At 69.3% G+C, this 26,858-nt stretch carries 18 protein-coding genes and 4 pseudogenes; 5 read left to right on the plus strand and 17 right to left on the minus strand.

Annotated elements, in window-relative coordinates; genetic code table 11:
* A partial coding sequence (locus ACBJ59_RS53970; protein WP_375117783.1) for a Mu transposase C-terminal domain-containing protein occupies positions 1 to 1,710 on the plus strand: 1,710 nt, incomplete at its 5' end.
* A gap of 97 nt (positions 1,711 to 1,807) precedes the next feature.
* On the plus strand, positions 1,808 to 4,975 hold the full coding sequence (locus ACBJ59_RS53975) for a Tn3 family transposase (protein WP_375117784.1): 3,168 nt from the start codon (positions 1,808 to 1,810) through the stop codon (positions 4,973 to 4,975).
* An 84-nt stretch (positions 4,976 to 5,059) separates the two neighbouring features.
* On the opposite strand, the gene ACBJ59_RS53980 is transcribed toward ACBJ59_RS53975, so the two are convergent.
* Both ACBJ59_RS53980 and ACBJ59_RS53985 read right to left on the minus strand, forming a co-directional pair.
* Positions 5,060 to 6,118 (minus strand): hypothetical protein, encoded by a 1,059-nt coding sequence (locus ACBJ59_RS53980; protein WP_375117785.1) that lies wholly within the window; start codon positions 6,116 to 6,118, stop codon positions 5,060 to 5,062.
* Positions 6,115 to 6,621 (minus strand): SigE family RNA polymerase sigma factor, encoded by a 507-nt coding sequence (locus ACBJ59_RS53985; protein ID WP_375117786.1) that lies wholly within the window; start codon positions 6,619 to 6,621, stop codon positions 6,115 to 6,117. Before ACBJ59_RS53985 ends, ACBJ59_RS53980 begins: the two co-directional genes overlap by 4 nt.
* 237 nt (positions 6,622 to 6,858) lie before the next feature.
* Here ACBJ59_RS53985 and ACBJ59_RS53990 point away from each other — a divergent pair, with 237 nt between their 5' ends.
* Complete coding sequence (locus ACBJ59_RS53990; RefSeq protein ID WP_375117787.1) at positions 6,859 to 7,812, plus strand: tyrosine-type recombinase/integrase; 954 nt, start codon at positions 6,859 to 6,861, stop codon at positions 7,810 to 7,812.
* 335 nt (positions 7,813 to 8,147) lie between these two features.
* Here the strand turns inward: ACBJ59_RS53990 and ACBJ59_RS53995 are convergent, their stop codons facing one another.
* Both ACBJ59_RS53995 and ACBJ59_RS54000 read right to left on the minus strand, forming a co-directional pair.
* A complete protein-coding gene (locus ACBJ59_RS53995; protein WP_375117788.1) occupies positions 8,148 to 8,993 on the minus strand; it encodes a hypothetical protein in 846 nt (281 codons plus the stop codon).
* Positions 8,994 to 9,361: 368 nt separating this feature from the next.
* Positions 9,362 to 9,688: pseudogene (locus ACBJ59_RS54000) on the minus strand (IS5 family transposase); the annotation flags it as partial.
* Positions 9,689 to 10,118: 430 nt separating this feature from the next.
* Between ACBJ59_RS54000 and ACBJ59_RS54005 the strand changes: the two are divergent.
* Positions 10,119 to 10,774: pseudogene (locus tag ACBJ59_RS54005) on the plus strand (IS630 family transposase); the annotation flags it as partial.
* A gap of 45 nt (positions 10,775 to 10,819) precedes the next feature.
* Here ACBJ59_RS54005 and ACBJ59_RS54010 read toward each other — a convergent pair.
* From ACBJ59_RS54010 to ACBJ59_RS54020, 3 genes are all read right to left on the minus strand, one after another.
* Entirely contained in the window at positions 10,820 to 14,599 is a 3,780-nt protein-coding gene (locus ACBJ59_RS54010) for a CHAT domain-containing protein (RefSeq protein ID WP_375117789.1), read from the minus strand.
* Between the two features lie 108 nt (positions 14,600 to 14,707).
* Entirely contained in the window at positions 14,708 to 15,598 is an 891-nt protein-coding gene (locus tag ACBJ59_RS54015; RefSeq protein WP_375117790.1) for a hypothetical protein, read from the minus strand.
* Positions 15,595 to 15,984, minus strand: a complete 390-nt coding sequence (locus ACBJ59_RS54020) for a hypothetical protein (protein ID WP_375117791.1) — start codon at positions 15,982 to 15,984, stop codon at positions 15,595 to 15,597. Before ACBJ59_RS54020 ends, ACBJ59_RS54015 begins: the two co-directional genes overlap by 4 nt.
* Positions 15,985 to 16,823: 839 nt before the next feature.
* Here ACBJ59_RS54020 and ACBJ59_RS54025 point away from each other — a divergent pair.
* A pseudogene (locus ACBJ59_RS54025) lies at positions 16,824 to 17,018 on the plus strand (Tn3 family transposase); the annotation flags it as partial.
* A 195-nt stretch (positions 17,019 to 17,213) separates the two neighbouring features.
* Here the strand turns inward: ACBJ59_RS54025 and ACBJ59_RS54030 are convergent.
* From ACBJ59_RS54030 to ACBJ59_RS54075, 10 genes and pseudogenes are all read right to left on the minus strand, one after another.
* Positions 17,214 to 17,330 (minus strand): annotated as a pseudogene (locus ACBJ59_RS54030) (transposase); the annotation flags it as partial.
* 319 nt (positions 17,331 to 17,649) lie between these two features.
* Entirely contained in the window at positions 17,650 to 19,479 is a 1,830-nt protein-coding gene (locus ACBJ59_RS54035; RefSeq protein WP_375117792.1) for a right-handed parallel beta-helix repeat-containing protein, read from the minus strand.
* Positions 19,480 to 19,591: 112 nt separating this feature from the next.
* Complete coding sequence (locus ACBJ59_RS54040) at positions 19,592 to 20,347, minus strand: SDR family oxidoreductase (RefSeq protein ID WP_375117906.1); 756 nt, start codon at positions 20,345 to 20,347, stop codon at positions 19,592 to 19,594.
* A 5-nt stretch (positions 20,348 to 20,352) separates the two neighbouring features.
* Positions 20,353 to 21,384 (minus strand): zinc-binding dehydrogenase, encoded by a 1,032-nt coding sequence (locus ACBJ59_RS54045; protein WP_375117793.1) that lies wholly within the window; start codon positions 21,382 to 21,384, stop codon positions 20,353 to 20,355.
* Positions 21,381 to 22,313 (minus strand): aldo/keto reductase, encoded by a 933-nt coding sequence (locus ACBJ59_RS54050; protein ID WP_375117794.1) that lies wholly within the window; start codon positions 22,311 to 22,313, stop codon positions 21,381 to 21,383. Before ACBJ59_RS54050 ends, ACBJ59_RS54045 begins: the two co-directional genes overlap by 4 nt.
* A gap of 2 nt (positions 22,314 to 22,315) precedes the next feature.
* Positions 22,316 to 22,642, minus strand: a complete 327-nt coding sequence (locus ACBJ59_RS54055; RefSeq protein WP_375117795.1) for a hypothetical protein — start codon at positions 22,640 to 22,642, stop codon at positions 22,316 to 22,318.
* 5 nt (positions 22,643 to 22,647) lie between these two features.
* A complete protein-coding gene (locus ACBJ59_RS54060; RefSeq protein WP_375117796.1) occupies positions 22,648 to 23,583 on the minus strand; it encodes a DUF6772 family protein in 936 nt (311 codons plus the stop codon).
* Positions 23,580 to 24,491 (minus strand): carbohydrate ABC transporter permease, encoded by a 912-nt coding sequence (locus ACBJ59_RS54065; protein WP_375117797.1) that lies wholly within the window; start codon positions 24,489 to 24,491, stop codon positions 23,580 to 23,582. The genes ACBJ59_RS54060 and ACBJ59_RS54065 overlap by 4 nt, the downstream gene beginning before the upstream one ends.
* Positions 24,478 to 25,413: a carbohydrate ABC transporter permease gene (locus ACBJ59_RS54070; RefSeq protein ID WP_375117798.1), complete on the minus strand. Its 936-nt coding sequence runs from the start codon at positions 25,411 to 25,413 to the stop codon at positions 24,478 to 24,480. Before ACBJ59_RS54070 ends, ACBJ59_RS54065 begins: the two co-directional genes overlap by 14 nt.
* Before the next feature lie 5 nt (positions 25,414 to 25,418).
* Entirely contained in the window at positions 25,419 to 26,717 is a 1,299-nt protein-coding gene (locus tag ACBJ59_RS54075; RefSeq protein WP_375117799.1) for an ABC transporter substrate-binding protein, read from the minus strand.
* Between the last annotated feature and the right edge of the window lie 141 nt (positions 26,718 to 26,858).

A 26,858-nucleotide genomic window follows, 5' to 3' on the forward strand; every position in this document is an offset into this window, starting at 1 on the left:
CTCCGGGAGCCGCTCCCGGAGCGGCTCCCGGAGCGGCGCCCGGGAGCCGCTCCCCGACCGCAGTATGACCCTGCCCTGAACACGCTGCGGGAACGAGATGCGGCCAAGGCCGCCGAGTTGACGGCGGCGGGGAAGCCGACGAGTGCGATCACCGTCCAGCGGATGCGTGCCCGCTACCGTGTTGACGGTTTGCGCGGTCTGGTCGATGGCCGACTGATCAAGCCCGTCACGCCGTTCGGCAAGGCCGATCCGCGTTTGGTGAAGGCCATCGCCGATGCTGTCGCGGCGGAGACCGATCGCTCGACGGGCACGCGGGAGCGGTTGCGGCGCCAGGTGGAAAAGCTCGTGCGAGAGCGGCACGGCGATGACGTGGCACTGCCGTCGAAGGCGACGTTCAACCGGCTGGTGGGGGCGATCTCCAACGGGCGTCATACCTTCGGCACTGCCACGACCAGGCGTTCGCTGGCCAATCGGCCCGAGCGTCCGTTTACGGTGACGTTGGCCGCCCGCCCCGGTCAGCAGGTCCAGATCGACACCACGGTGCTGGACGTGTTGGCGTTATTCGATGACGGACAGGCGCGCCGGGTGGAGCTGACCGCCGCCATCGACATCGCCACCCGCACGATCTGCGCCGCAGTGCTGCGGCCGGAGGGAACCAAGGCGGTGGACGCGGCGCTGGTGCTGGCCCGGATGCTGGTGCCCGAGCCAATGCGGCCTGGCTGGGCCGAGGTGCTGCGCATGTCGGCCGCTCGACTGCCGCACCGGCGGCTCGCTGACATCGACGCTCGGCTGGAGAACGCGGCGGCCAAGCCGGTGATCGTCCCCGAGACGATCGTGTGCGACCGCGGGCGCGTCTATGTGTCCCAGACCTTCGAGCGGGCTTGCGAGTCGTTGGGCATCTCGCTGCAGCCCGCCCACCCGTATTCCGGCTCCGACAAGGGTGTCATCGAGGCCACCTTCGACGCGATCAACACGCTGTTCTGCCAGCATGTCGCCGGCTACGTCGGCAGCAACGCCACGCATCGGGGCAAGGATGCCGCCATCGAGGCCCGCTGGTCGATGGCCCAGCTTCAGGACCTGCTGGACGAATGGATTATCGCGGGCTGGCAGACGCGCCTACATGACGGGATACGCAGCCCGGATACCAACCAGCCGTTGTCTCCCAACGAGATGTATGCCGTGCTGGTCAGCGCCGCCGGATACGTCCCGGTAGTGCTGAGCGGGGAGGACTACCTGGAGTTGCTCCCCGCCGAGGGGCGGACGATCAACGACTACGGGATCCGGCTGCAGGGACGCACCTACGACAGCCGCGAGCTCAATCCCCACCGTCGCCAGCACTCGGGCATCCAGGCGCACAAAGGGCTTTGGGAAGTGCGCTACGACCCCTACGACGCCACCCAGATCTGGGTGCGTGATCACCACGCGGGCGGCTGGCTTCGAGCGGTCTGGACACACCTGCCGATGGTCTCGGCACCGTTTGCGGACTTCACCTGGCGTCACGCCCGCCAGGTCGCCGGGCCTGACGCGAGTGAAACCGAGATCGCCCGCACACTGGATGACCTGCTCACCCGGGCTGCGGATGGACCGGCCGACAGCGCCGCGAGCAAGACCGATCAGCGCGTGATCGCCCGCACCCGGGCGGCGAGCGGCACCCAAAGGCCGCCGCTGGAACCCGGGGTCGAGGAACCGGCGGACAGCCGTTGGCGCTGAGAAGGATCAAGACACGCTTAGGACTGAAAGATCCTCACTTGTAACGCGTTAATCGCTATGAGTTGATCGCGACCGATATGGCTCTACCGTGCGGGCTATGCCTGCGGAATTTCTGTCTGCCGAGCACCGGGTTGCCTACGCCTCGTTCGTCGAGGTGCCATCGCTGTCGGACCTGGAGAAGTTCTTCTTCCTCGACAGCTTCGACCGGAATGTGATCGCGCAGTCGAGGGCCGATTCTCACCGACTGGGCGTCGCCGTCCAGATCGGGACCGTACGGTACAAGGGGTTGTTCCTGGAGGATCCGCTCGCGGTGCCGTGGCCGGTGGTGGATTACCTGGCCGACCACCTTGGGATCGGTGACGCGTCGCAGGTCAAGAAGTATGCCGAGCGGCCTAAGACGACGTATGAGCACGCGTGGATGATCCGGGACGCCTACGGCTACCACGCCTTCGATGACACCAGCAGCTGGGGCGGGCGGCAGCTGATGCGCCAGTTCCGGACTTTCCTGCACGGCCGGGCGTGGACGCATGCCGAGGGGCCGGTGGCGTTGTTCGAGCAGTCGGTGGCGTGGCTGCGGCGGCATCGGGTGCTGCTGCCGGGGGTGACCGTGCTGGAGCGGTTGGTGGGCGGCGTGCGGGAACGGGCCGATGTGCGCATGTACACCGTGGTGGCCAAGCAGGTGCGCCGTGCCGATCCGGAGCTGCCGGCCGCGCTGTCGAGCCTGCTGGTGGTGCCGGAGGGCTCGCGCGTCTCGGAGTTGGAGAAGCTGCGGCAGGCACCCAAGCGGACGTCGGGGACGGAGATGGTGCGGGCGCTGCAGCGGGTGGACAACCTGGCCGCCTTCGGGCTGGGCCGGGTTGCTGTGTCGAAGGTGCCGGTGCGGCGGATGAAGACCCTGGCCAAGTACGGAGCGGGCAGCAAGGCACCGGCCCTGGACCGGCTGATCGAGCCGCGCCGGACGGCGACGCTGCTGGCGGTCACCCGGAACCTGGAGGCCGACGCGATCGACGACGCCCTCGATCTGTTCGCGCTACTGATGGCCACCCGGTTGATCAGCCCGGCCCGCCGCAAGTCCGCCGACGAACGCCTGCGGATGCTGCCCCGGCTGGAGCGGGCCTCCAAGCTGGTGGCCAAGGCCGGCCGCGTCCTGGTCGACCAACTCGATCTGGTCGATCAGGAGGGCGCCGACCTCGACGTGGCGGCGATGTGGACTGCGGTGGCCGAGATCGCCGGCACCAGCAAGGAACAGGTCCGCGCTGCGCTGGACGTGGTGGAGGAACTGGTCCCCGAGGAGGACGGCGCGGCCGAGGCGGCGATGCGGGCCGCGCTGGTGGAGAAGTACAACACCGTGCGGCCGTTCCTGCGGCTGCTGGGCGAGTCCAAGGCGTTGTCGGCGGCGCCGGGCGGGCGTCGGGTGCTGGCCGCGGTGCGCCGGCTGCCGGAGCTGTCGCGGCGGCAGGTGAGCAAGAAGCCGCTGCTGCCCAAGGAGATCGACGCCGCGCTGGTGACCGCGTCGTGGAAGCGGGCGGTGTATGCCAACTCGGACCTGCCGCAGGGGGCGGTGGATCGTGACGCGTACGTGGTGTGCGTGCTGGAGCACCTGATGCGCGCCCTGACGGTCCGGGACGTGTTCGCCTCGCCGTCGCTGCGCTGGGCCGATCCGCGCGCGCATCTGCTGGCCGGGGCGCAGTGGGAGGCGATCGCCGAGGATGTGCTGGCCTCCCTGTCGCTCACCGACCCGGTCCAGAAGCATCTGAACGACAAGGTGCTGGCCTTGGACGCGGCCTGGAAGCAGATGGCGGCCCGGCTGGAGAAGGCGGGCGAGGACGCTCTGGTCTCGGTGGTGACCCCGGCCGGCGGCGGGCGGGCCCGGCTATCGGTGGAGAAGCTCGGCGCGCTGGGCGAGAGCGAGTCGCTGGCGTGGCTACGGGCCGCCTGCCAGGCCATGCTGCCCCGCATTGACCTGCCCGAGCTGTTGCTGGAGGTGCACGCCTGGACCGGGTTCCTGGACGCCTACGTGCATCTGGCCGACATCTCCACCCGCATGAACGATCTGCCGAGATCGCTGGTGGCGCTGCTGATCAGCGAGGCGTGCAACGTCGGGTTGACACCGGTGATCAAGGCTGGGGATGAGGCGCTGACCCGGGGCCGGCTCTCCCACGTGGACCAGAACTATGTGCGCGGAGAGACGCACGCCGCGGCGAATGCGATTCTGGTTGAGCACCAGGGCCGGGTGCCGATCGTCGCGGCGTGGGGTGGCGGCTTGTTGGCGTCGGTGGACGGGCTGCGGTTCGTTGTCCCGGTCAAGACGATCAACGCCGGTCCCTCGCCTAAGTACTACGGTTACAAGAGAGGTCTGACCTGGCTTAACGCAGTCAATGACCAGGTGGCGGGGATCGGGCAGATGGTGGTGCCGGGCACGCCTCGCGATTCCCTGTACATCCTGGACTGCCTGATCAACCTGGACGCCGGGCCGAAACCCGAGGTGGTCACGACGGATCAGGCCAGCGACAGCGATATGGTGTTCGGGATCTTCTCCGTGCTCGGCTACCGGTTCGCGCCCCGCTTCGCTGACCTGGGTGACCAGCGGTTCTGGCGGGCCGACCTGCCCGACGGCAGCACCGGCGACTACGGGGTGTTGGAGGCGATCGCCCGGAACAAGCTGAACCCCAAGAAGGTGATCACCCAGTGGCCGGACATGCTCCGCGTCGCCGGGTCGCTGGTGACCAACCAGGTGCGCGCCTACGACCTGCTGCGCATGTTCGCCCGCCAAGGTTCTCCGACACCGCTGGGGCAGGCGTTCGCCGAGTACGGCCGCATCGACAAGACGATGCACCTGCTGAGCATGCTGGACCCGATGGATTCCAGCTACCGCCGCAGCTTGGGCAAGCAGCTGTCGGTCCAGGAGTCCCGGCACCGCCTGGCGCGCAAGATCTGTCATGGCAACTCCGGCCGGATCCGGCAGGCCTATCGGGAAGGACAGGAGGATCAACTCGCAGCTCTGGGACTTGTCGTCAATGCCGTCGTGTTGTGGAACTCACGCTATCTGTCGGCGATCGTGGACCAGCTGCGCGCCCAGAGCGTGCCGGTCAAGGACGAGGACGTGGCGCGGCTATCCCCGCTGGGCCACGCCCACCTCAACTGCCTGGGCCGCTACGCGATCGCCTCCTCGGCCCCGGACAAGGGCCTGCGGCCACTCGGCATGGCGGCGTTGCCCGATGCCAGCACCGCCAATGCCACTGTCGTGGATGAGGACGGCGTCTGAAGCGCGGACCGTTCGCCTCCAGGGGACGTGAACGTGGCCATTGGTGACGTCGGCGGTCGGTGATCTTTTTGTTGTCGATGCGTTCTACGGTTGAGCAACGGCGGCCAGGTTCACCACGCGGACGCCGCCGTCTTGCGTCCAGAAGATGACACCGCTACCTGACGACCACTGCTGGCCACCCGACGGCAATTGGGCGCCCTTGAAGGTCACGGTCGTCCGCGTGCGGGCGTCGTAGATTTCGCCGGAGCCGGTGAAGAACCGATCCCGATACGGGTAGTCGCGCAGTCCTTGATGGACGTCGTTCCAGCTGCCGTCGCTGCGCTGGACGACGGTGTCGTCTCCGCGCGTCCCGGTACACCAGGTCGGCCCGCAGCGCAGGCCCTCAACGCCTGCTGCGGAGCGGACCTTGATGCTGTCTCCCGTCTGCAGGTTGACGACTTTGGTGGGATTCGTGCGCAAGTCCAAAGGCTCGTCTGTCGCCCACGGCCACTCCACGAGCTGCAGGCCCTTGGACCCGGGCACCCGTTCGGGGACTCCGCCGTCGATCCTCATCCGCCAGACGCCGTCCAGTAGTGCCGACCAGACGACGTTCTGGCCGGCGAGCGCCAGGCGATCGACGTTCTCACCCGGGATCGGCCCGATCTTCCTCGCCTGCCCACCAGCCCGCAAGGGAGCGACCCATGCCTGCCCGTCGGCGAGCCAGACCACCCGCTCACGGTCTACGGCCAGATACTGCGGAGCCTGCCTGAGGGCCGCAACGGTTCGTGAACCCTTGGAGGCGGCGTCGTAGACCTCGAGCGTTCCTCGCTCGCCCCAGACCAGCACCTCGGTGGCGCTGATCGCCGCCAGCGGCCGGGAGCGCGCGGGCATGGTGAACACCGCGTGCGGCCACACCCGCTCGACCGCGTTTCCCTCCGGCTGCGCCAGCCTTGGCTCAGCCGGGTCCACAACGACTCGCGGTGCAGGCCAGGCGACCATCGCGCCCCATCCAAGGGCCACTGCGCAGACCGCCACGAGTGCCCCCTTCGTCTTCCTGCGCCTCCGGCGTCGCCTTTTGGCCATCACGCCGGGCAGCACATCCTGGTTCTCGGCTCGATCGGCGATGGTGCGCAACGCCTGGGCCAGCTGTTCCTCGGTTGTCATCTCCACCTCCCCGTGAGTGCGTCCGCGCGGACGCGGAGTGTGGCCAGCGCGCGCGATGCCTGGCTGCGGACGGTCGCCTGCGAGATGCCGAGCCTCGCCGCGATCTCCGCATCGGCGAGATCCTCGTAGTAGCGCAGGACCAGCACCGCACGCTGTCTGGCAGGTAAGGCCCGCAGGCGCTGCCAGATCTCGCCGAGTTCGTGTTCGTCCTCGTGGACCGGGGAGGGAACCTCCGCCGTGAGATGCTCCAGCCGTCGCCTGCGCCACCAGCTCACATGCTGCCGGGCCATGATCGTCCGAACGTACCCTTCGGGGTCGTCTTTGCTGCGGACACGCCGCCACGCAGAGCTCAGCTTGAGCAGCGCCTCCTGGACCAGGTCGGCCGCGTCGTCAGCGCTGCCCGTCAGCACCAGCCCGTAGCGCAGCAAAGCATGACTCCTGGCGCGGACGAACTCCTCGAACTCCACCTTCCAGGGACGCGCGGGCCGACGTCCTCGTTGCAAAAACTTTTCCGGTCGATCAGTTCGACAGCCCGCCCCACGTCTGTCCGAAACCGAAGACCGACTCGGGCAGCCGTTCGGCGGTCCGACGTAGGCGGGCTTCCGGTCCGGATACGGGCTCTGAGGGTTGCAGGATAACCTTCGTTATCTGGCAAGATAGCGATCACCGGCAGAGCGCGAGCTGGGCCGCCGCCGTCCGGCGCGTACGCTTCGTTTGCCGGTTATCTGGCAACTTCGCGGATGGTGGAGGTCGGCACGGTGGATCCGGTCATCGCCGAGCAGCTCGGCAGCTCCCACCCGCTCGCCCGGCACCTCGACGACTTCCTCACTGACCTGGCCAACGCCGGGAAGTCGGCGCACACCCGGCGCGCCTACCGCGGCGACCTGATCGCGTTCGCCGCCCACCACGGCGAAGAACTCGCCGAGCTGACCGCGACGCCGGTCCGCGCGTTTCTGGCCGAGCTCGCCGAGCTGTCGCCGGCCAGCCGCAAGCGCAAGCGCGCCGCCGTCGCCTCCTTCACCAAGTGGGCGGTCCGGCACGACCTTCTCGACGCCAACCCGATGGACCGCATCGACACCGTCAAGGTCCCGAAGACCCTGCCCCGTCCCGCCAGCGCGGCCGACGTGGCCAAGGTGCTGGCGGTGATCTGCTCACGGCGGCCGCGCAAGGAGACGCCACTGGACCGGCTACGGGACCGGGTGCTGTTCGAGACCGCCTACGTGGGAGGCGCCCGCGCCTCGGAGGTGTGCGGCCTGTACGTCGAAGACCTCGATCTGCGCCTGGACGACGAACACGTCCGCATCCACGGCAAGGGCGGCAGCGTGCGCACCGTCCTGCTCGACGACCGCAGTTACGTCGCCCTGCTCAAGCTCTACCTGGCCCGCGCCGGCTACACCGCCGGGCCGCTGTTTCGCGCCTCCATCAACGGCCGCGGCGAGCCGCTGTCCTACGACGCCGCCCACCACCGCTGGCAGCGCTACTGCGCCCAGGCCCGCGTCGAGATCGACATCCACCAGCTGCGCCACGCCCACGCCACCGAGCTCATCAACGCCGGGGTGTCCATCGAGGCCGTCCGCCGCCGGCTCGGGCACGCCTCGACCGAAACGACGCAGCTGTACGCGCTGCTGGACGACAAGGTCGCCGACACCGAGATCCGCGCCGCCCGACGCCGCCGCGACCGAGCCGCGCATTGATCGAACAGTTGGCCTCTTCCGATTCAGGCTGCTTTGAGCAGGGATAACGCAATCGCGTGTACCTGGTGACAGCTTCGTAAACGACAGGTCAGCCGAGAAGGACCATCGCGCGGCCGTGCTGCCCGAGCTGCGCGGGACCGGCTGGCACCGGGGCGCGTACGTGCTCCGGCGGGACACGGACGAACACGTCGAGCTGCAGGTCATCACGCTCTGGGAGTCCTTCGACTCGATCAGGGCCTTCGCCGGGGACGACCTCGGCACGGCGGTCGTCGAATCCGCCGCCCGGGCCGTCCTGCCGTCCTACGACACCGCCGCGCGGGACGCCCCCGGACGCCTCACTCCGCGACGATCATCCCCTGGTCGTAGGAGCTGTCCTTCAGCGCCAGCCAGGCCAGCTCCCACGCGTCCATCGGGCGCACGTCCCGCAGCACCGCGAGCAGGTCGTCCTTCGTCGCCAGCTCGCCCGTCACCTCCGCGAGCGCGTTCCCCCGCACGGTGACCAGCGTCGAGCCCAGGTCCACATGATCGCCCCAGATTCCCGGGGCTACTTCCTCGCACGCGCCCCGCACCTCGGAGCCGCAAGCCTGCTCGGCCGTCAGCCCATAAGGTGCCTGGACAGTGACGGCCACCTCCAGACCATCGCGCCGGCGCTCGTAGTGGAGGAAGAGGATCCCTTCCTCCTCGTCGACGGAGTCGAGACGGTATTCCGGCTGGTCGGTGGCGATGACGGGCACTTGTTCACGCGCCATCGTCTGTGCGGCGACCAGCGCCGAGAGGGGTCTCTCTCCCAGGACGGCGGCGATGCCGAGGACGAGGACCGTCCCGATGGTGGCCAGGCGCGTCACCATGCGCAGCGGCAGCGCCGTGGCCCCGGCGACCAGGTAGCCGACCGCTCCTATCCCCATGAAGGCCAGAAGGCTGCCCCACCCGCCCATCTCCGCGATCCCGGCGGGCGGGACCGGAGCCGCGATGAAGCCCATGACGACGAAGACCGGTCCCAGGATCGAGATCAGCCACCACAAGGGCAGCCTGCCCCAGAGGGTCAGCAGCGTACCCGCGGGCAAGGGCATGGCCAGCATCGCCAGGAACACGAGGATGTTGTCATCCACTACTTGCGCCAGGGCGGCTTCCCCGATCCCGATCACGGCCCCCACCAGGGCCGCCCGGATTAAGGCGTTCATGCCCCGATCATGGACCATGATCGGGCATGGACGTCAAGCCTTGGGCTTCAGCGTCCACGTCGAACACCGGACGGCATCGGCGACCACCACCCGCACAACCCGCCCTACTGGGGGGCCAGACCAAGTACGAGAAAAGGGGTAGGGTCCTGCCCTGCCTGAGATATCGCTGATCAGTGGGTACGGCGGCGGGACGCCAGCACCTCGGTGACCTTGGCGATGGCTTCGGCGCCGGGTTTGACATAGCGCATGGCGGTGCGCGGGTTCGTGTGCTGCGTCTTGCCCATGATGAGCTGCCAAGAGCAGCCTCACCTCACCGCAATCAAGATCCTTTTCACCGCCAACGGCTGTCCGCCCGTTCCTCAACCCCGGTGCTGGTGGGCGCGGGCGATGGTGGAGTCGATGCTCACGGTGAACTCGACCTGGCCGAGGGAGCCGTCCTTGATCTGCATCTCCTCCAGCAGCCGGGCCCAGGTGCCGTCATCGTCCCAGCGTTTGAACCGCTCGTAGCCGGTCTGCCAGGGCCCGTACCGCTCGGGGATGTCCCGCCACGGCGTCCCGGCTCGCAGCCGCCACAGGATGCCGTCGATCACCTGCCGGAGATCACGCCAAGGACGGCCCCGGCCATCGGCCACCGGCAACAGCGGCTCGATCCGCGCCCACGCCTTGTCGGTCAACTCACCACGTCGCACCACGATCGACCATTCAAGCGTGCACGTTGATCATTTGTCAGACACTCCCTAGGGCCGAGAGACCGTCAGCGGGTGCGTCGGCGTGCTGCTGGGTCGTGTTCGGCGGTGATGCGGGCGGAGGTCTCCTCGCCGAGGCGGATGTAGCGGCCGAGGCTGAACAGGCTCTGGTGGCGCCTCTTGGCCTGCAGCTCCGGCGCGGTGCGTCCGGCCTCGGCCAGATGCTGCAGGGCGGAGTGGCGCAGTTGGTGAAATATCCACCCTTCGCGGTGCGGGTCGAGCTCGATGGTGACCTGCTTGAACAGGTACTCGGCCCGCGGGTAGGTCAGCCGGCCGCGGCCGATGATGGGGCAGATTTCGGCGGCCGCGGGCGCGCGCCGTCCGGAGGCGGGGCGCGGCGGTCGGCCAGGAACACCGGCCCGCGTGCGCGGCCTTGGAGCAGGCGCACCTGCAGGACATGTTCAAGTTGTCCACTGATCCGCTGTTCGTGGACAAGGTCGTCGACGTTGTCGGGCTGTACCACAACCCACCCGAGAAGGCGGTGGTGCTGTGCGTGGACGAGAAGAGCCAGATCCAGGCACTGGACCGCTATCCAGGCACTGGACCCGCTCCCAGCCAGTACTGCCGATGATGCCCGGCATGCCCGAGCGGCGCACCCACGACTATCTGCGGCATGGCATCACCAGCCTGTTCGCCGTATTCAACATCGCCGAAGGGACCGTGATCGGCCGACTGCACCGCCGCCACCGGGCGATCGAGTTCAAGAAGTTCCTGACCTCCATCGACAAGGCGGTGCCGGCCGGGCTCGACGTGCACCTCGTGTGCGACAACTACGCCACCCATAACACTTCCGAGATCACGGCGTGGCTGGGCAAACACCCCCGCTTCCACGTCCGCTTCACCCCGACCGGCTCCTCCTGGCTCAACCAGGTCGAGCGATGGTTCGGCCTGCTGACCGACAAGCTGATCCGCCGCGGCGTCCCCACTTCTGTGAAGGCTCTCGAGAATGACATCAAGGCATGGATCGACACCTGGAACGACGACCCGCGGCCGTTCACCTGGACCAAGACCGCCGACGAAATCCTCAAGTCCCTGGCCGACCAGCACAGTACTAAAGCTCAAAATTTCCGGCGCATCACACTAGATCCCCGCATGCAGGTACGCCGCCCACGCCGCGACGTCCGACAGCGCGCCGTCGCGGACCCGCCTGAGCGCGGTGGCGAGGGCCCGGGCGCTGTGGCGCACGTCCGGCGGGGCGGTGCCGTCGCGGGTGAGCTCGGCGTAGAAGAGCTCGGCCACGGTCTTCGAGGTCTGGTCGTCGACCTCCCACAGGGTTCCGATGACGTGGGGATACCCGGCGAGTTGGAAGGCCCCGGTCACATGGATCGACTCGTCCGGCAAATGAAGGGCGGGCATGGTGGTGTTGCACGCGGACAAGTAGGCGAGCCGGGCGCCCGTCACGCGCAGCCCGGAGACGGCGGCGACGGTCAGCGGGTGCTCCAGGTGGTCATGGAGGAGGAGCAGACTGTCGGAGGGGTCGCGCGGGTCGTAGGCCACGTGGCAGGCGAAGTGCGCGAGCTGGCGGTGTGGCAGTTCCGCGATGACCCGCTCCCCGGTCGCCTCCGCGCCGCTCAGGTGCAGGGTGCCCGGCAGCAGGCGGACGATGGCGGCGGCCTCCGCGACGGTCCCGGGCAGCGGCGCCGCTCCCGGCGTCTCCGGCATCGTCGCCAGCAGGGCGCCGCGGGCCGAGGAGTCCGCCCCGGCCGCCGCGCGGGCGTGGGCCAAGGCGGTGACGGTAGGCGTGTACGACGGTACGACCTGGTCCAGCACGCCGTCCCCGTCCCGGTGCCCCGCGGCGTGCAGCGGCAGATAGGACAGCAGCCCGGTGGGACACCACCACAACCGGGGTCGCGAAGCGCCGGATGCGACCGGCTTCAAATCGGTCAGGACCGGTTCCGCCACCCGGTCCCACAACCAGGCCAGCACCTCGGCCAGCCGGTCGGCGGCGCGGAGCCGGTCGCACACGGTGCTGCTCTCGGTGTCGAGCGCGTCCCCGAGGGCTTCCATGAACGCGAGGAAACGCCCGGTCAGCTCGCCGGTGGTCAGGTTGAGCGGCACCTGGCGGAGCTCGGGTTCGGGACCGGCCATGGTGAGGATAAGCGCGTCGCTGCGTGCGGGCGCCACATTGATGATCACGACCGGGCCTTCAGCGCCCTGGCGCGCCAGCTCGGCGAAGCCGGGCGGGCGCAGGAAGTCCTGGAAGCCGGGCCAGCCTCTGACGTTCTCGGTCAGCAGCGTGAGCTCGGTGACCAGCTCCCGGCGCAGCCGGGCGACCTTTTCGCCCGCCAGCTCCGGGGTGCCCGCCCGCACGACCGCGAAGGATTCCAGGCGGTCAAGGTCCAGGGTGTGGAGCCGGTTGCGGAGCAGCGTCAGGCGTTGCGCCGTGGCGGGGTCGGCGGCGCGCAGGCGGGCGAGGTCGCCGCGGACATCCAGGGCGTCGCCGTGCAGGATGCCCCGGCTGCGTTCGAGGATCTCCAGCGCGCGCTCCGGCCGGCCCGCCGAAATCGCCGCCGCGGCCGCCTCGGCCCCCAGCGTCGTGGCCGGCCCGCGGCTCAGGGCGAACTCGCGGTCACGCCGGCGCGCGGTCACCGGCGCCGCCAGGGGCAGGAGCTCCAGAGCGCGTTCATAGACGGCCAGCGCGGCGGCGGGCTCCCCGACCAGTCCGGCCCAGTCGCGCAGCGCCGCGATGCGCGTCGCCGGGCCGGCCTCGGCCAGCTCGGCCAGTTCCCGGAACAGCGGCAGCGCCTCTTGCTGCCTGCCTGCGGCCATCAGGACGTCCGCCAGCGCGTTCAGCGCGGACCCGGGATCGAGTCCCCCGTCGCGTGCCAGCTCCAGCGCCTCCGCGGCCAGGGTCGCCGCCTCCTGATGCTCCCGCGTTCTGGACAGCGCCAGGGCGAGCGCGGCGGCCGCCTTGACGAGGAGCGAGCGGTGGAATCGCGGTTCCTCGGCCGCAGCCCGGCGGGCGATGCCGATCGATTCCCGGGCGGCGGCCACGGCGTCCTCAGGACACCCGAACCTCCTTCGCAGGTTCGCCAGGACCAGCAGGCCTTCGGCCAGCAGCGGCTGAAGGCCCTCGGGATGACGCGCGGCGAGGAGCTGGCGCACGGAGACGGCCGCCTCCGCCGCCTCCAGCGCCTCCTGCTCGGCGAAGGGATCCGCCGACCGCTGGGCGGCCAGGAGGAGGTGGGCCTTGGCGAGATGGCGCTGGTAAACGGCCGGATGAGCGGAAGCCAGCTCCCCGAACAGCGCCACGGCCTCGTCGCACGCCCGCTCCGACTCCTCCCGGCGCCCCGCATCAGACAGGATCTGCGTGAAGGTGAGGAGCGACCAGGCCAGCAGGAACCGGTCCTGTTCGGTGCCGGAGGCCGCGCGCCGCCGATAGCGTAGGACCGTCTCCTGACAGACGTCCAGCGCCCGATCCCAGTCACCCAGCCTGTAAAGGGCGTTCGCCAGTCCGTGCAGCGCCTGGCCCAGTGCGGGCAGGAGCGAGTCCGGGTGGCGGGATTCGAACCCGCGCCCGAGTACGACCGCCTCCTGCGCCACGGCCAGCGACTCCTCCAGTTGTTCGGTGTCGGTGTAGCGGGCGCACTGGGTCACCAGGGCGCTCAGCAGGTCCGGTGCTCTCCCCTCGGGATCGTCGGCGGCCAGGGCCCGTTCGACGGCGACGGCCTCATCGGCCGCCCGCAGAGCCTCCGCGTGCGCTCCCAGGTCGCTCAGCCAGTTGGACAGGTCGTTCAGCACCGTGGTGAGCTGCTCGGCCTGGGCGTCACCGTACGGGCGGAGGATGGCCGCGGCCTCCCGCGCCGCGCGCACCGCCTGCGTCCCGCGGCCCAGGTCCGACAGCGCCTGGGCCATGGCGTTCAGCGCCATCGCGAGGTCAGGCCCGTACGCGTGCGCGTCCGTCTCGACCAGCTCCCTGCCGATGTCCACCGCTTCCGCAGCCGCCGACAACGCCTCGCCGGGAGCGCCGATCGAGGAGAGGTTAACGGCATAGTTGATCAAGGAGACGGCCAGGCCGGCCCGGCTCCCGCCGGGCGCGCGGTCGAGGCCGACGGCTTCGACCGCCGCCGCAGCCGCCTCCTGTGGCTCTCCGATGTCCCCCAGGTGGCCGGACAGGTTGCTCAGCGCGCCGGCCAGCATTGCCCGGTACGTGCCGGGATCCTCGGCGGCCAGCGCCCGGTAGAGCGCGACCGACTCCCGCATGGCCGCTGCGGACTCGGCCCACCGGCCCGCCGTCTTCAGCTGAAGGGCGAGGTTCCACAGCGTGGCGGCGAAGTCCGCCCGGTGAGCCAGGCGCCCCTCCTCGATCAGGCCTCGGTATAGGGCCGCCGCCTCCAAGACGACCGGCAGGGCGTCGGCACGCCGACCGACCTCGCCGAGGCGCCTGCCCAGTGTGTTGAGCGAGGCGGCAAGGGTGGCCTTGAGGTCGATGGCGGGGTGGCCGCCGTCCGCGAGCTCGGCGCGCAGCAGGTCGATGGCCGTCTCCATGCTCGCCGGATCGAGGCCGTCCTCGTAGTCGTCCAGCAGCTCCTGAACCCGTCGCAGCCGTGGCGTGAGCTCCGCCGCCGTCGCGGCGTGGTCCAGCAACGGATGCAGTGACGCGGGGACGGTGCCGGGATCGACCAGGTAGACGGGGTAAAGGCACTCCAGCGCGAGCCGCAGTTCCTCCGAGTCCTGCCCCTCGGGCAAGATCTGGTAGCGCCGTAGGTGGAAGAGTCCGAGCAGGTGGCCCGCGTCCAGGTCGTCCGCGGCGCTGAGCGCCCGCAGGCGCTCGGCTTCGGCGAGCGCCCGCGGCTCCAGCACGCGCGTGACGTCGCCCCGGCCGGCGTCGTTGACCCGGCGGCGGAGCGACTCCAGCAAGCGGCTCCTCTCGCGGTTGTCCCGGCTCATCCTGTGCACCACCCTTCGGGCCTTCTGCACCTCGGGTTCTCCGCGACCCGGGCTTTGCGTGACTCGGGTTTCCGCGGCCTACTCGGCCAGCGGGGATTGCGGATCCCACCGGCTCCTGCGCAGCCGGGCGGTGATCACCGCGCCCTCGGTGGGGCTCGGCGTGGCGGACGCGGGCGCTAGGCCGAGCCGCGCGGCCAGGTCGCCGGCGTGCAGATCGACGGCGGACTCGACCAGAGCCGTCACGAGCACGGTGGCCCGCCGCGCCCCCGTCTGCGCGGCCACGGCCGTGGCCAGGCCGATCAGCAGCGCCGGCCACCACCAGCTGGCCAAGGCCAGGTACATGACCGTCCAGCCGTACAGGCGGGCCGCGGCGGCATAGCCCTGCCGCGCCCCGAGGAGATCGGCCCGCAGCGAATCGGGAAGGATCGGCCACAACCGCGGCCAGATGACATCCAGGTCGAGCCCGTACGCCCGCTCGATCCTGATCCGGCAGGCCAGCAACCGGTCACCGATCCAGGTGGGCCGTTCGGCTTGCAGGAGGGAGAGCTGATCGGCCCGCGCGATGGCCGCCGTGATCTCCCGCGGGCTCTGCGCCGTGTCGGCGTCCTGCTTGGCCAGCCGGGACAACCGATGACGCCGGGCGGTCAGCCAGCTCGCTGGCGGGCGCCGGCCGGGCAACGTCCAGATGATCTCGATCAGCCGGCCCAGGGCGGTCGCCACGAACCCGGCCAGGATCGATCCGGCCAGGACCGCCGCGACGACCAGGATGGCGCCGCCAGTGGAGCGTACGTCCGCCGCGCCGGCCCATGCGCCGATCCGCCGGCTGAGGTGCGCGACGTCGACCGCGTGCGCCCAGCCCGACATCGCCGCCACCATGGCTGCGGCGACATAAGCCAGTCCCGGCAGTGCCAGGAGCGCGACCCAGCGTTCGGCAAGCTTCTTGCCCAGCTCGCCGAGGAAGTCGCTCATGCGCCGAGCGGTTTCGCGATCAGGGAGTCGCCGGTGAGGCCGCAGGCCGGCGCCGCCGTGGCGGGCCGCACCCGGCCACGCCCGGTGCACAGCTCCAGCGGGCAGCTCCAATGCCATCCCCCGGAGGCGTTCCTGGCGCCGGGCAGGGGATCCGCCGTGCGGCTGCTCCTGGGGATGAAGCCCTGACCGAACCGGGCTCGCGCCAGCTCATCGAGTGCGCGCAGATCGGCGTCGACGCCCTCCTCGGCGCGGCCCGTCGCGAGCGAGGCGCGGGTGCGGCGGAAGGCCTCTCCCATGCCTTCTTCTGCGGCCAGCGCTTCGAGCGTGCCGTCGCTCAGTTCACGGCAGAAACCGGCGATCGTGCGGGAGATGTCGTCGTGTGCCAACAGCCTGTCCTTCGCGTCGCTCTAATGGGATCGCCGGGCGCGGGCCCGGCGTTACCCGGGTCGCCCCCGCCGCGGCTACACGGCAGGCCATAGCTGAACGCGGGCGCGGGTGTCGGCCTCGCTCTTGTCGTGGCGGGCGCGGTCGGCGTCGGAGGTCTCCATCAAAGCCGGGGCGGTTCAATAGACGCCGCGTATGCCTGCGTCGACACCTGGCTCACCGACTTCCGCGGTGACCTGTCCAAGTTCGACGTTCCCACGCTGCTCATCCACGGCGGGCCGATCGGATCCTCCCGTACGAGGCGACCGCCGCGCGACTGCCCGGACTGATCGAGGACCTTACCTTCGTCACCATCGAAGCCGGCCCGCACAACATCGCCTGGACGCACCCCGACGAGGTCAACTCCGCGCTACTCGGCTTCCTCGCCAAGTAACCGCCAACCAAGCGGAGAACGGGGATCGGCACGACGGACAACGCGACCTTGCCACGTCTCGCTGCTCAGTCGCTGACCCATCCCGTCCATCAGCGGCATGCCGTCGACCAGGTCGAGCTGCCACAGCTGCATCGACGTCGCGAAGCTGCCACCTCTTCCAGACGCGCTTGTGCTCCTGGGTCTGGGCCACCACCAGGCCGTTGTGCACCAGGACGCGATGGATCGTCGCCCGCGACGGCACCGCATCGGCTCCGCAACGCTCCATGTCATACCGGATCCGGTTGGCGCCCCACCGCGGATGCTGCCGCCGCAGCCGGCACACTAAACGCCTCGAGGTCAGTACCGGCGCGTGCCTCGGCCGAGGACATCCCGGCCGAGGCCAAGGAACTGCGGGAGGAGCTGTCGGGAATGCTGCCGTTCGTGCCGATCGCCTCGCTGTTGATCGAGTTGGACGCCCGCACGCACTTCCTGGACTGCTTCACCCACGCCGGCGGCCGCAAGTCGAAGCTGTTGGTGAAGCAGAAACGCAACATCCTCGCCGTCCTGATCGCCGGGGCCACCAACCTCGACCTGACCCGCATGCCGGAAGCGTGCGGGGTGTTCTACGACACCCTGCCTGGACACAGGAGTGGTATGTACGGAAGGAGACGCTCCGCGAGGCGAACACGGTTCTGGCGAACCATGGCGCTTCAGGCAGCAGATGACCTCTCGGCGCGTCTTGCCCTCGCTGATCCGTTTCTGCAGGTAGGCCTGGGTGCGTTCATCCCAGCGGAGCCGGCTCAGCGCGATGCGGTAAAGAACTGTGTTGGCCTGGCGGTCGCCGCCGCGGTTGAGTCGGCGCCGGCTCGTTTTGCCTGACGAGGATTCCAGGGGGCTCACCCCGCAAAGAGCGGCGCAGGATGCTTCGATCGTCAATCGCTGCGGGTTGTCTCCTGCGGCGATGAGGAGGGGCGGTCAGAACTGTGACGATGCCCGGCTACGGCAAGGCCCCTATCGGGACACGCCTGCCGGTCCAGCGACAGCGAGTACCGCCCAGAGCAAGGACCGGCAGTCAACTGAAACCTCACGCCCCAGTGGGTGGCTGTGCGGATATCCGACCCCGAGGAGGGACACGAGCCGGCATCCGGGGCCAATGAAGGAGAAGCCGTGGTCCTCTCCCTGCACCGGATCGCCTTTCGGCCGCTACCGCCGTCCCGCGTTGGGTACTTGCCCGAGCTGCGTCGTTGATGTGGCCTTATGCGCCGGCACCGGCGCCATCGATGATCGACTGCGGAACGCTGGACCATCCCGACGTCTCCACGACGTTGTTGGTCCACGTGTTGCCGTGCTCGCCGTCGCACAGGGCGCTGGCGCCGAACTGGTTGACCTGACCGTCGCGGGCGCAGGTGACCCAGTCCTTGCGGACGTAGTTGTCGCGGACCGTGTTGCCGGTGGCGTTGTTGTGCCACATGCTCATCCACGTGTCGTAATAGGTGTCGACGACGTTGTCCTCGACGAGGAGGTCGGAGCTGTTGTTGTCGAGGTAGAGCGCGTTGAACGCGGTGAGCGGGTCGCCGGCGCGTCCGGTGTCGACGACGTAGTTGTGGTGGATCACCGAGCCGGGCTGCGGGTTGAGGGTGTGGATTCCGCCCACGTCGAACAAGAGGTTTCCGACGTCCGACACCTTGTTGTAGGCGATGACGTTGTTCTGGTAGTACGAGGGTCCGTGCCAGCCGACCATGATCCCGTCCAGGGGGAGGTGCTGGACGGTGTTGTGCGCGATGACCAGGCCGGACGCGTAGGTGGCGAAGATTCCGGCGGCGCCCTGGTACTCCTGGCCGGCGTGCTCGACGATGCTGTTCTGCACCTGGATGTCGTTGGTGCGCAGGTCGTCGGCGGGAGCGCGGTCGAGGTCACCGATCGAGATCCCCGTCCCGGAGATGTCGTCGAAGGTGCTGTTCAGCACCCGGATGGTTCGGCTTCCCGTGCCCAGGCTCAGCCCGGCACCGCCGAGGCGGCGGAACGAGCACCCGTCGAAGATCAACGAGCGTGCGTGGACGACCGACACGTTCCCCGGGACCATGACCGGGGTTTGCCCCGCCCCGGCCAGATGGACGTTCTTCCCGGTTTCCACGAAGCCGTCTGTGCCGCTCGGGCCGAGCCAGGTCGCGTAGGCGAAGACGATCCCGCGGAAGGTGATGTCGTGCAACGGCGCGGTGGCGGTCCCGGCCACCTTCAGGAGCTCGCTGCGGACGGGCGCGATCGCCAGGGCGGTGCTCAGGTCCTGGCCCGCTCGCGGGTAGTAGTAGAGGTAGCCCTCGGTTTCGTCGTTGTAGTACTCGCCGGGCGCATCCAGGAGTTCGTAGGCGTTCTCGACGTAGGCGACGCTGTTCCAGGCGCCGGCCGCGTTCGTCCAGCACGGATTCTGCATGGCGAGGCTCGCGCCGCTGATGGAGGCGACACGGCAGCGGAAGCTCCGCCATCTGGTGTAGCCCCACAGTTCGATGTCCTGGGTGTTCCGCCAGGAGCCCATGCTCGTGAAGGGAGCCTGCAGGCCGGTCCAGCCGGTCGCCGTCTTGCTGAAGTCGCTGCTGCCGAGCCAGTCGCTGCGCGCCGGCGTGGCCCGGACGCCGTTGACGTAGAACTGCCGCGTGCGGAGTCCCGCGGCCGGTGCCCGGTACACGCCGGGCTTGCCGGCGACGGGTTGCCACCCGGTGATCTGCCGGCCGCCGTTGAGGATCGCTCCGCCGGATGTCGCGGCCTGGTAGATGACCTTGTGCGGGCTCGTACCCGAGTCCGCCGGGCTGTCGAGGGTGAACGTGCTGCTCAGGAAGTAGTGACCGCTCGCCAGTGATACGACGATGTCGCCGGTCATGCTGGGAGTCATCGCCCGGGCCTTGTCCCGCGCCGCCGTCAGCGAGCACGGTGCGCTCTGAGTGCAGCTGGATCCTGCGCCTCCGGGGGACACGTAGAGCGTCGCCTGGACCGCGGCGTGCGCCGCGGGTGTCGCGGCGAGCGAGATGGTCGAGGCCATCGCCACGATCCCCGCGATGGCGAGCCTGCGTAACTTGTGTTGAGATGCCATTCCTTGCCTCCTGTTCGACCGCTGACTTGCGGGTGACACGCGGGCGGCTGAAGCGCAGCCGCCCGCCGTACGAAGAGCACGCCGAATTCCGCCACGCGCCCGTGGGCACCGGCTACCGTCCGAGCCAGCCGCCGTCCACGGGGATGACCGCCCCGGACACGTAGTCGGAGGCGGGGCTGGCGAGGAAGACCGCCGTCCCGCCGAGATCTGCCGGCTCGCCCCAGCGGCCGGCGGGGATCCGGTCGCTGATGGCGCTCGCGCGGGCGGGATCGTCGCGCAGCGCACGGGTGTTGTCCGTCGCGATGTAGCCGGGGGCGATCGCGTTGACGTTGACGCCGTGCGCGGCCCACTCGTTGGCCAGCGCGCGCGTGAGCCCGGCGATCCCCGACTTCGCCGCCGTGTAGCCGGGAACGTTGATGCCGCCCTGGAAGCTGAGCAGGGAGGCGAGGAACACGATCTTGCCGCGGCCGCGTTCGAGCATCGGCCGCGCGAGCGTCTGGGTGAACGCGAACTGGGCGGAGAGGTTGACGTTCACGACCCGATCCCACAGGTCCAGGGAGTGCTCGACGGCCGGCGCGCGTTCGATCGTCCCGGCGTTGTTGATCACTATGGACGGTGGCCTGCTACGGCAGGCGAGCTCCCCGGCGCACGCGAGTACGGCGGCCCGGTCGCCGAAATCGACGCGCATGCCCTCGAACTCGCGGCCCGTCGCCCGCACGCGCCGCTCGACCTCGGACCCGGCCGGCTCCAGGTGCGCACTGATGCCGATGATGTCCGCCCCGGCCTCCGCCAGCGCCGCCGCGATGGCCAGGCCGATCCCACGACGGGCGCCGGTCACGACGGCTAGCTCCCCGCTCAGATCGAACATGTCGTTCACGATGGCCTCCCCGCCTGGCAGTCGATGAGGATCTTCATCGCCCCGCCCGCGGCGAGCTCGGCGAAGGCCGTCCCGGCGTCCGGGAGCGGGACGACCTTCGTGATGAGCTCGTCGGCGGGGATCACTCCTGAGTCGAGCAGGGCGATCGCCGATGCGAAGTCGTCGCGGGTGTAGACCCGGGCGCCGACGATCGTGAGCTCGCGCCAGAACACCCGGTGCAGGTCGACGGGGCGGGGTTCGGGGTGGATGGCGACGACGACGAGCCGCCCGCGCACCTTCGTGAGCGCGGGCGCCGCGGCGACGGCGGCCGTCGATCCGGACACCTCGAAGACGACGTCGGCACCGGCGTGCGCCGTCCATGCCTCGACCCAGGCGATCTGGTCGACGGCGAGCGGGTCCGCGGTCCGGAACCCGCACCGGTCGGCGAGCGTGCGGCGGCCGGCGTCCACCTCGAAGACCGCTACCTCGGCGCCTGCCTGCCTGGCAACATGCGCGATGAGGACGCCGATGGGACCGCCGCCCAGGACGACGACACGATCCCCCGGGCGTACCTCGCCGCGGCGGACGTCGTGGACGGCGACGGCGACGGGCTCGACCAGGGCTGCGTGCCGCAGCCCGAGCGAGGAGGGCAGCCGCAGCACGTGCTCCGCCCTGACATTCCAGCTCGACTGGAGAGCACCGGGCGAGTCGATCCCGATGAACTCCAGGTTCTGGCATACGTGCTGGTGCCCGGCCAGGCAGGCGGCGCAGGTTCCGTCCCAGGCGAGCGGCATCACCGTGACGTGGTCCCCGTCCGCCCACCCGGAGACGCCCGCTCCGACGGCCGCGATGGTGCCGCTCATCTCGTGACCGATGACGGCGGGGGCCCTCACCCGGTGGTCCATGTGCCCGTGGTAGACGTGCAGGTCCGTGCCGCACAGGCCGGTGTAGGCCACCTCGATCCGCACCTCACCGGGAGCGGGAGGATCGGTCTGGCCGGTGCCGATCTCGATGCGTCCCGGCTTGACGTACCGCGCCTGTGTCTTCATGCTCCTGCCCCGTCTGCCGGTGTCGCGAACGCGGCCGTGCCGGGCGGCACGAGCCCGGCGGCCTCGAGCTCCTCCCACAGGTCGGCGGGGATGTCGGTCCGCCACCACTGGATGCTCTGCCTGAGCTGGCCGGCCGTGTTCGCGCCGACGACCTCGGACACCACGGCCGGGTGCAGCGCGGAGAATCGCATCGCGACCGCTCCGAGGGGAATCCCCCAGCGATCACACGTGTCGCGCAGCACCCCGGCGGCGGCGAGGATGTCGTGCGAGGCAGGAAGGTAGTCATACGTCGTCTCCGACGGCGCGCCGGTCAGGATGCCCGAGTTGAACACCCCGGCGGTGACCACGGCGATGCCGCGGTCGAGGCAGAGAGGCAAGAGCTCCCCGCCCGCCGAGGCGTCCAGGAGCGTGTACCGTCCGGCGAGCATGAGCACGTCGATGTCGCAGCTCCGCACGAACTCCAGCCCCTCGCCGGCGGAGGTGACGCCCGCGCCGACCGCGGTGACACGGCCTTGACGCCGGAGTTCCTCGCAGGCGGGATACGCGCCCGCCAGCACCTCGGCCATGCGGCCGCCCGGGGCGTGCACGTAGAGGAGGTCGACCCGGTCCACACCGAGCCGGTCGAGGCTGTCGTCGAAGGAGGACATCGACTTGGCGTAGCTGTGATCGATGTAGCGCACCCCGTCTTCGAGGTACTCGCCCACTTTCGTCGAGAGCAGGTACGTCTCGCGGGGCCGCCCCGCCAGGGCGCGCCCTGCCCGCCGCTCGCTGCGGCCACCGCCGTACAGCGGCGCCGTGTCGAAGTACCGGATCCCGCCTGCCCAGGCCACGTCGACGATCGCGTGGGCGTCGGCGTCGGGGTCCTTGCCGATCGGTGCCATGCCGAGCCCGAGGGGCGGGAGCTCGAGAGCGCCGCTTGTCGCCGTCATCCCTACTCCTTGAGAGAGAGGTAGGCGTGGAACCACAGGGACGGGCCATCGCCGCCGGTTGGGGCGAGCACCAGGCGGAGCCAGTGGCCGAAGTTGACCGCGCCCAGGGTGTAGACGCCCGGTCCTTCGACGTGCACCTGGGGGCCGAGCGGGCACCACGCCTGGCCGTCGGGTGACACCTCCACGTGCGCAGACCACTGGCCGGTGCCTTCCAGGACCCGTACGAACCATCGACCTTCCCCGGCCCACCCCGCCTCGTAGGGCTCAGTGGCGAAACGGGCATTCTGCCGGACGTTGCGTTCGATCATGGCCGTCGTCGAGAATCTCATGTCGCTCACCAATCCGCCGAGATCAGGCACGAGTCGACGAACAGGTAGTTGCGCACATCACGGTGGGTCTGCACGTCGAGCAGGATGTTGAACAGGCCGCGCAGGCCGTTGTACGGATGCGGGTAGACGGGCACCTCAACGTCACGGAGGTCCATGACCGTGTCGTTGACCTGCAGCTCGACGTTGCGCCCTGCCTCGACATCGACGAGCCAGCGCAGGTAGTGCCAGTTCACCTTGGTGGGCACCTCGTTGAGGCACAGGTCGACGTCGCCGCCGGGCACGGGAGCCCAGTCGTCCTCGTGCAGCGTGTGGAAGTCGCCCGAGGGGATCTCGCCGTCGAGCTGCATCTTGCTCGTCGGCTGGAGGGAGGTCTTGGCGTACCATCCGCGGACGAACTCACCGGCGGCGTTCGTGTTCACGTACCGCAACGCGCAGTGGTATCTGCTTCCGTCCGGCCGGCCGATGTCGTTGCTGACCGTGAACGTGCCCAGGTCCGCCTCGCTCAGGTCCTGGTTGCCGTCCCATCTGCGGCCCTGGTAGGCGCCCGGTCCCTGCCGGGCCTCCGCCTTGACCGCGAAGTACATCTCGAACTGCACCGGCGAGGCCGCCGCGAGGGTCAGGCGCTTGATGGAGCAGGCGATGTGGCCGGGCGTCGGCCTTGTCGCGATCTTCATGGCGTATCCGCCGTGCATCGCGCCGTGCGAGCCAACGTCGAAGAACGGCAGCGTCGACAGTTGCGGCGGCCTGAGGTCCTTGAACGAGTGGCGGACGCTGTCCAGCCGGCCGTCGTGGTTGCCGAGGAGTTCGACCCACCCGTGCAGGCCCTCGTCGAAGTCGTCGTAGGAGAGGATTCGCCTGAGCGGGTTGAAGCGGGAGAGGTTCGGGTCCGCGGACAGGAACGCCTCCCGGAGTTGGCCGGGGGTCATGGTGTGATGGGTCATCCTTTGATCGATCCTTGGGTGAGGCCGGCGATGATCTGCCGTTGGGCGGCGATGAAGACGATGAGGATCGTGATCAGCGTCACCGAGGAGGCGGCCATCTGGAGGTTCCACATCGGTCCCGTGTACGCGTCCTCGTACTGCGTGAGCGCGACCGGCAGGGTGAAGAGCTTGTTGTCGCGGAGGAAGACGAGGGGTTCGAGGAACATGTTCCAGCTGTTCAGCGCCGCCAGGACGATGACGACGCCGATCGAGGGCCGTACGAGCGGCAGGGCGATGCGCCAGTAGGTGCCGAACCAGTCCAGGCCGTCGACGCGCGCCGCGTCCTGCAGCTCCCGCGGGATCGCCAGAAACGCCTGGCGCATGATGAAGGTCGCCACGACTCCCGTGCCGGAGAAGATCGGCATGAGAATGAGCGGCACGTGCGTGTTCATCAGGCCGAGACTTCCGATGATCTTGTAGAGCGGGATGAGCGTGACCTCCTCCGGGATGAAGAAGCCGCTCATGAGGACGAGGAACAGCGGTCCGGAGCCCCGGAAGCGCAGCCGCGCGAAGGCGAAACCGGCCAGCGAGGAGGTGAACACCGTCACCGCGGTGACAACCACCGCGATGTAGAGGCTGTTGCCGTACTGCCGCGCGAACGGCTGGACGGTGAAGATCTCGACGTAGTTGGACCACTGCCAGGTGCTCGGCCAGAGCGTCGGCGGGTAGGCGAAGATCTGCGAGTTCGGCTTGAGTGACGCGCTCAGCATCCAGAGCCCCGGCACCACGAAGGGAACCGCGAGCAGCGCCATCGTCGCGTAGGCGACAGCCCGCGAGGCGATGAGCTTCGTGCGCCGGCTCGACCGGCCGGGCTCCGCCGACCGGCTGGCGGCGGCTTCCGGGGCTCGCAGCCGGCTAGGCGCTTTCATGGAAGACCACCCGCTTTCGCAGCTGCCAGGTGAGCGCCGTGATGAGCAGCAGGATCAGGAACAGCAGGAGTGCGAGCGCGCTGGCGTAGCCGAAGTCGTTGAACTTGAAGGCCTGCTCGTAGACGTAGTAGGCCAGGACCGTCGTCGAGGTGCCGGGGCCGCCCTCCGTCAGCAGGAGGACCTGCTGGAAGGTCTTGAAGGCGCCGATCGTCATGAGGATGAAGACCATCAGGATCTCCGGTGAGATCATCGGCAGCGTCACCCTGCGGGCGATCGTCCACCTTCCCGCGCCGTCGAGCCTGGCGGCCTCCACGAGTTCCTTGGGCACGCCCTGCAGCGCCGCGACGAAGATGAGCATGTTGAGGCCGGCGCCCTTGATGAGCTGTACGCCGATGACCGCTGCGAGCGCGAGGTCCGGATCTCTCAGCCAGACCGGCCCGTGGATGTCGAGCATCCGCAGGAACTCGTTGATGAGGCCGTTGGGGACGAGCATGAACTGCCACACGATGGTCCACGCGGCGATGGAGACGAGCGTCGGCATGAAGTAGACGGCCCGGAACCACTTGATGCCCGGGATCTTCTGGTTCACCGCGACCGCCAGGACGAGCCCGAGGGCGAGCCCGGCCGGCACGTAGAGGGCGACGAACAGGATGGTCGTCCTGAGCACTCCAGGCAGCTTCGGGTCCTCGGCGAGGTGCTTGAGGTTGTCGAGGCCGACGAACGTCGACTGTCCGGTGAGCGCCTGGTAGTCCGTCATGCTGAACCAGATCACGGCGATCATCGGGCCGATGACGAAGGCCAGGAAACCCAGGAGCTGTGGCAGGGTGAAGAGGTATCCGAAGAGCGCTTCCCGCCGCCGCTCGTTGAGGTGCCGGCGCCGTGCGGCGGGTGCCGTGGCAGGCCTGGCGGACAGATCGGTCACGTGGCCTAGTCCTTCAGCAGCGGATCGATGGCGGCACAGATCTGCTGGGTCACCTGCTTCACGTCGGCGTCGGGTTTCCACAGTTTCTCCAGTTCCGCGCGAGCGGCGGTCTGGATCTTGCCCATGTCGGCGTGGGCCGGGGCGAGTGCGCCGGTCTTGATGCCGTCGATGACCACGCTCTCGAGCTGCTCGGCGGTCAGCACCGGGTTCGCCACCGCGAGGGTCTGCGTGTTCAGGAGCGACTGGCGCACCGGCGGGAAGTACCTGGCCAGCTTCCTGGCGTTCTCCTTGTTCGTGATGAATCCGACGAGCTTCGCCGCCGCGTCGTGATGCTTGCCCGCCGCGAACGCGACGATCGAGGACTGCCCGATCGAGGCGATCGCGCCCTTGGGCCCCTTGGGGGCGGGCACGAGCCCCCACGTGAACGGAACGTCTTTGAGGGTGCCGGCGACGCTGATGTAGGTGCTGGACATCGCGACCTGCTGCGTCGGGAAGTCGGGCGTCTCTCCCGGCTTGGTGTAGCCGCCCGTCTTGTAGATCATGTCGTGCAGGAACTGGAGGGAGTCCTGCATCGGCTGCTCGGTGAAGGTGCAGGTGTCGCCGGTGTCGTTCCACGGCTTGGCGCCGTAGCCGGCCCAGATGGTGTTGAGCTCGGGCCAGTTGTCGTCGAACTTGTACGCGGCGATGTTGAAGCCCGTCGCGCCGGTCTTCTCGTGGATGGTGGCGGCCGCCCGGGCGAGGTTGTCCCAGGTCCACGTACCATCGGCGATCATCTTGTCCGGGTTGGGGATGCCCGCCTCGGCGAAGAGGTCGGCGTTGTAGAAGATCCCCCCGGGGGAGGTGGAGAACGGCACGCCCCAGACCTTGTCGCCGTCCTCGTCCAGCGCCATGCCGGCGGGCGTGAGGTCGGCGTAGTCGAAGCCGGGGTCGTTCTTGAGCGTCGGGGCCAGGTCGACGAGGGCCCCCTGGTTGGCGAAGTCGACGAGGTCGCCGGAGCCGAGCCAGCCGACGTCGGGGGCGTCGCCGCCGCCGATCTGGGTCGTGAGGACCGTACGGTAGCTCTCGCCCGCGGCCGTGGGGGTCACCTGGACGTCCTTCACGAGGGTGGGGTTGGCCGCGGCGAACTGCTTGCCCATCTCCTTGAACATCGCGAGCTGGTCGGCGTTCGACGACCAGAGGACCATCCGAAGCGAGACGGGCCCCGATCCGGCGCCGGAGCCGTCCTCGCCGCTGGAACACGCCGAGAGCAGCAGGGTGCCGGCCGAGACGGCGGTGAGTGCTGCGAGCACCTTCCGGTGCGCCATGGCTACCTCCTTGGTTGTCGAGCGAGAACGCGGGCTCCTTCAAGGGGCGCAGGATGCTGGAGGTTCGCTTGCTCGCTCCGTGATGTGGGAGTGAGTGTAGGTTCCCGAGCCAAGGTCGTCAATATAGTGACTGATTGCCAT

The organism is Nonomuraea sp. MTCD27 (genome assembly GCF_041950495.1).
In the GTDB taxonomy this organism is placed as follows: domain Bacteria; phylum Actinomycetota; class Actinomycetes; order Streptosporangiales; family Streptosporangiaceae; genus Nonomuraea.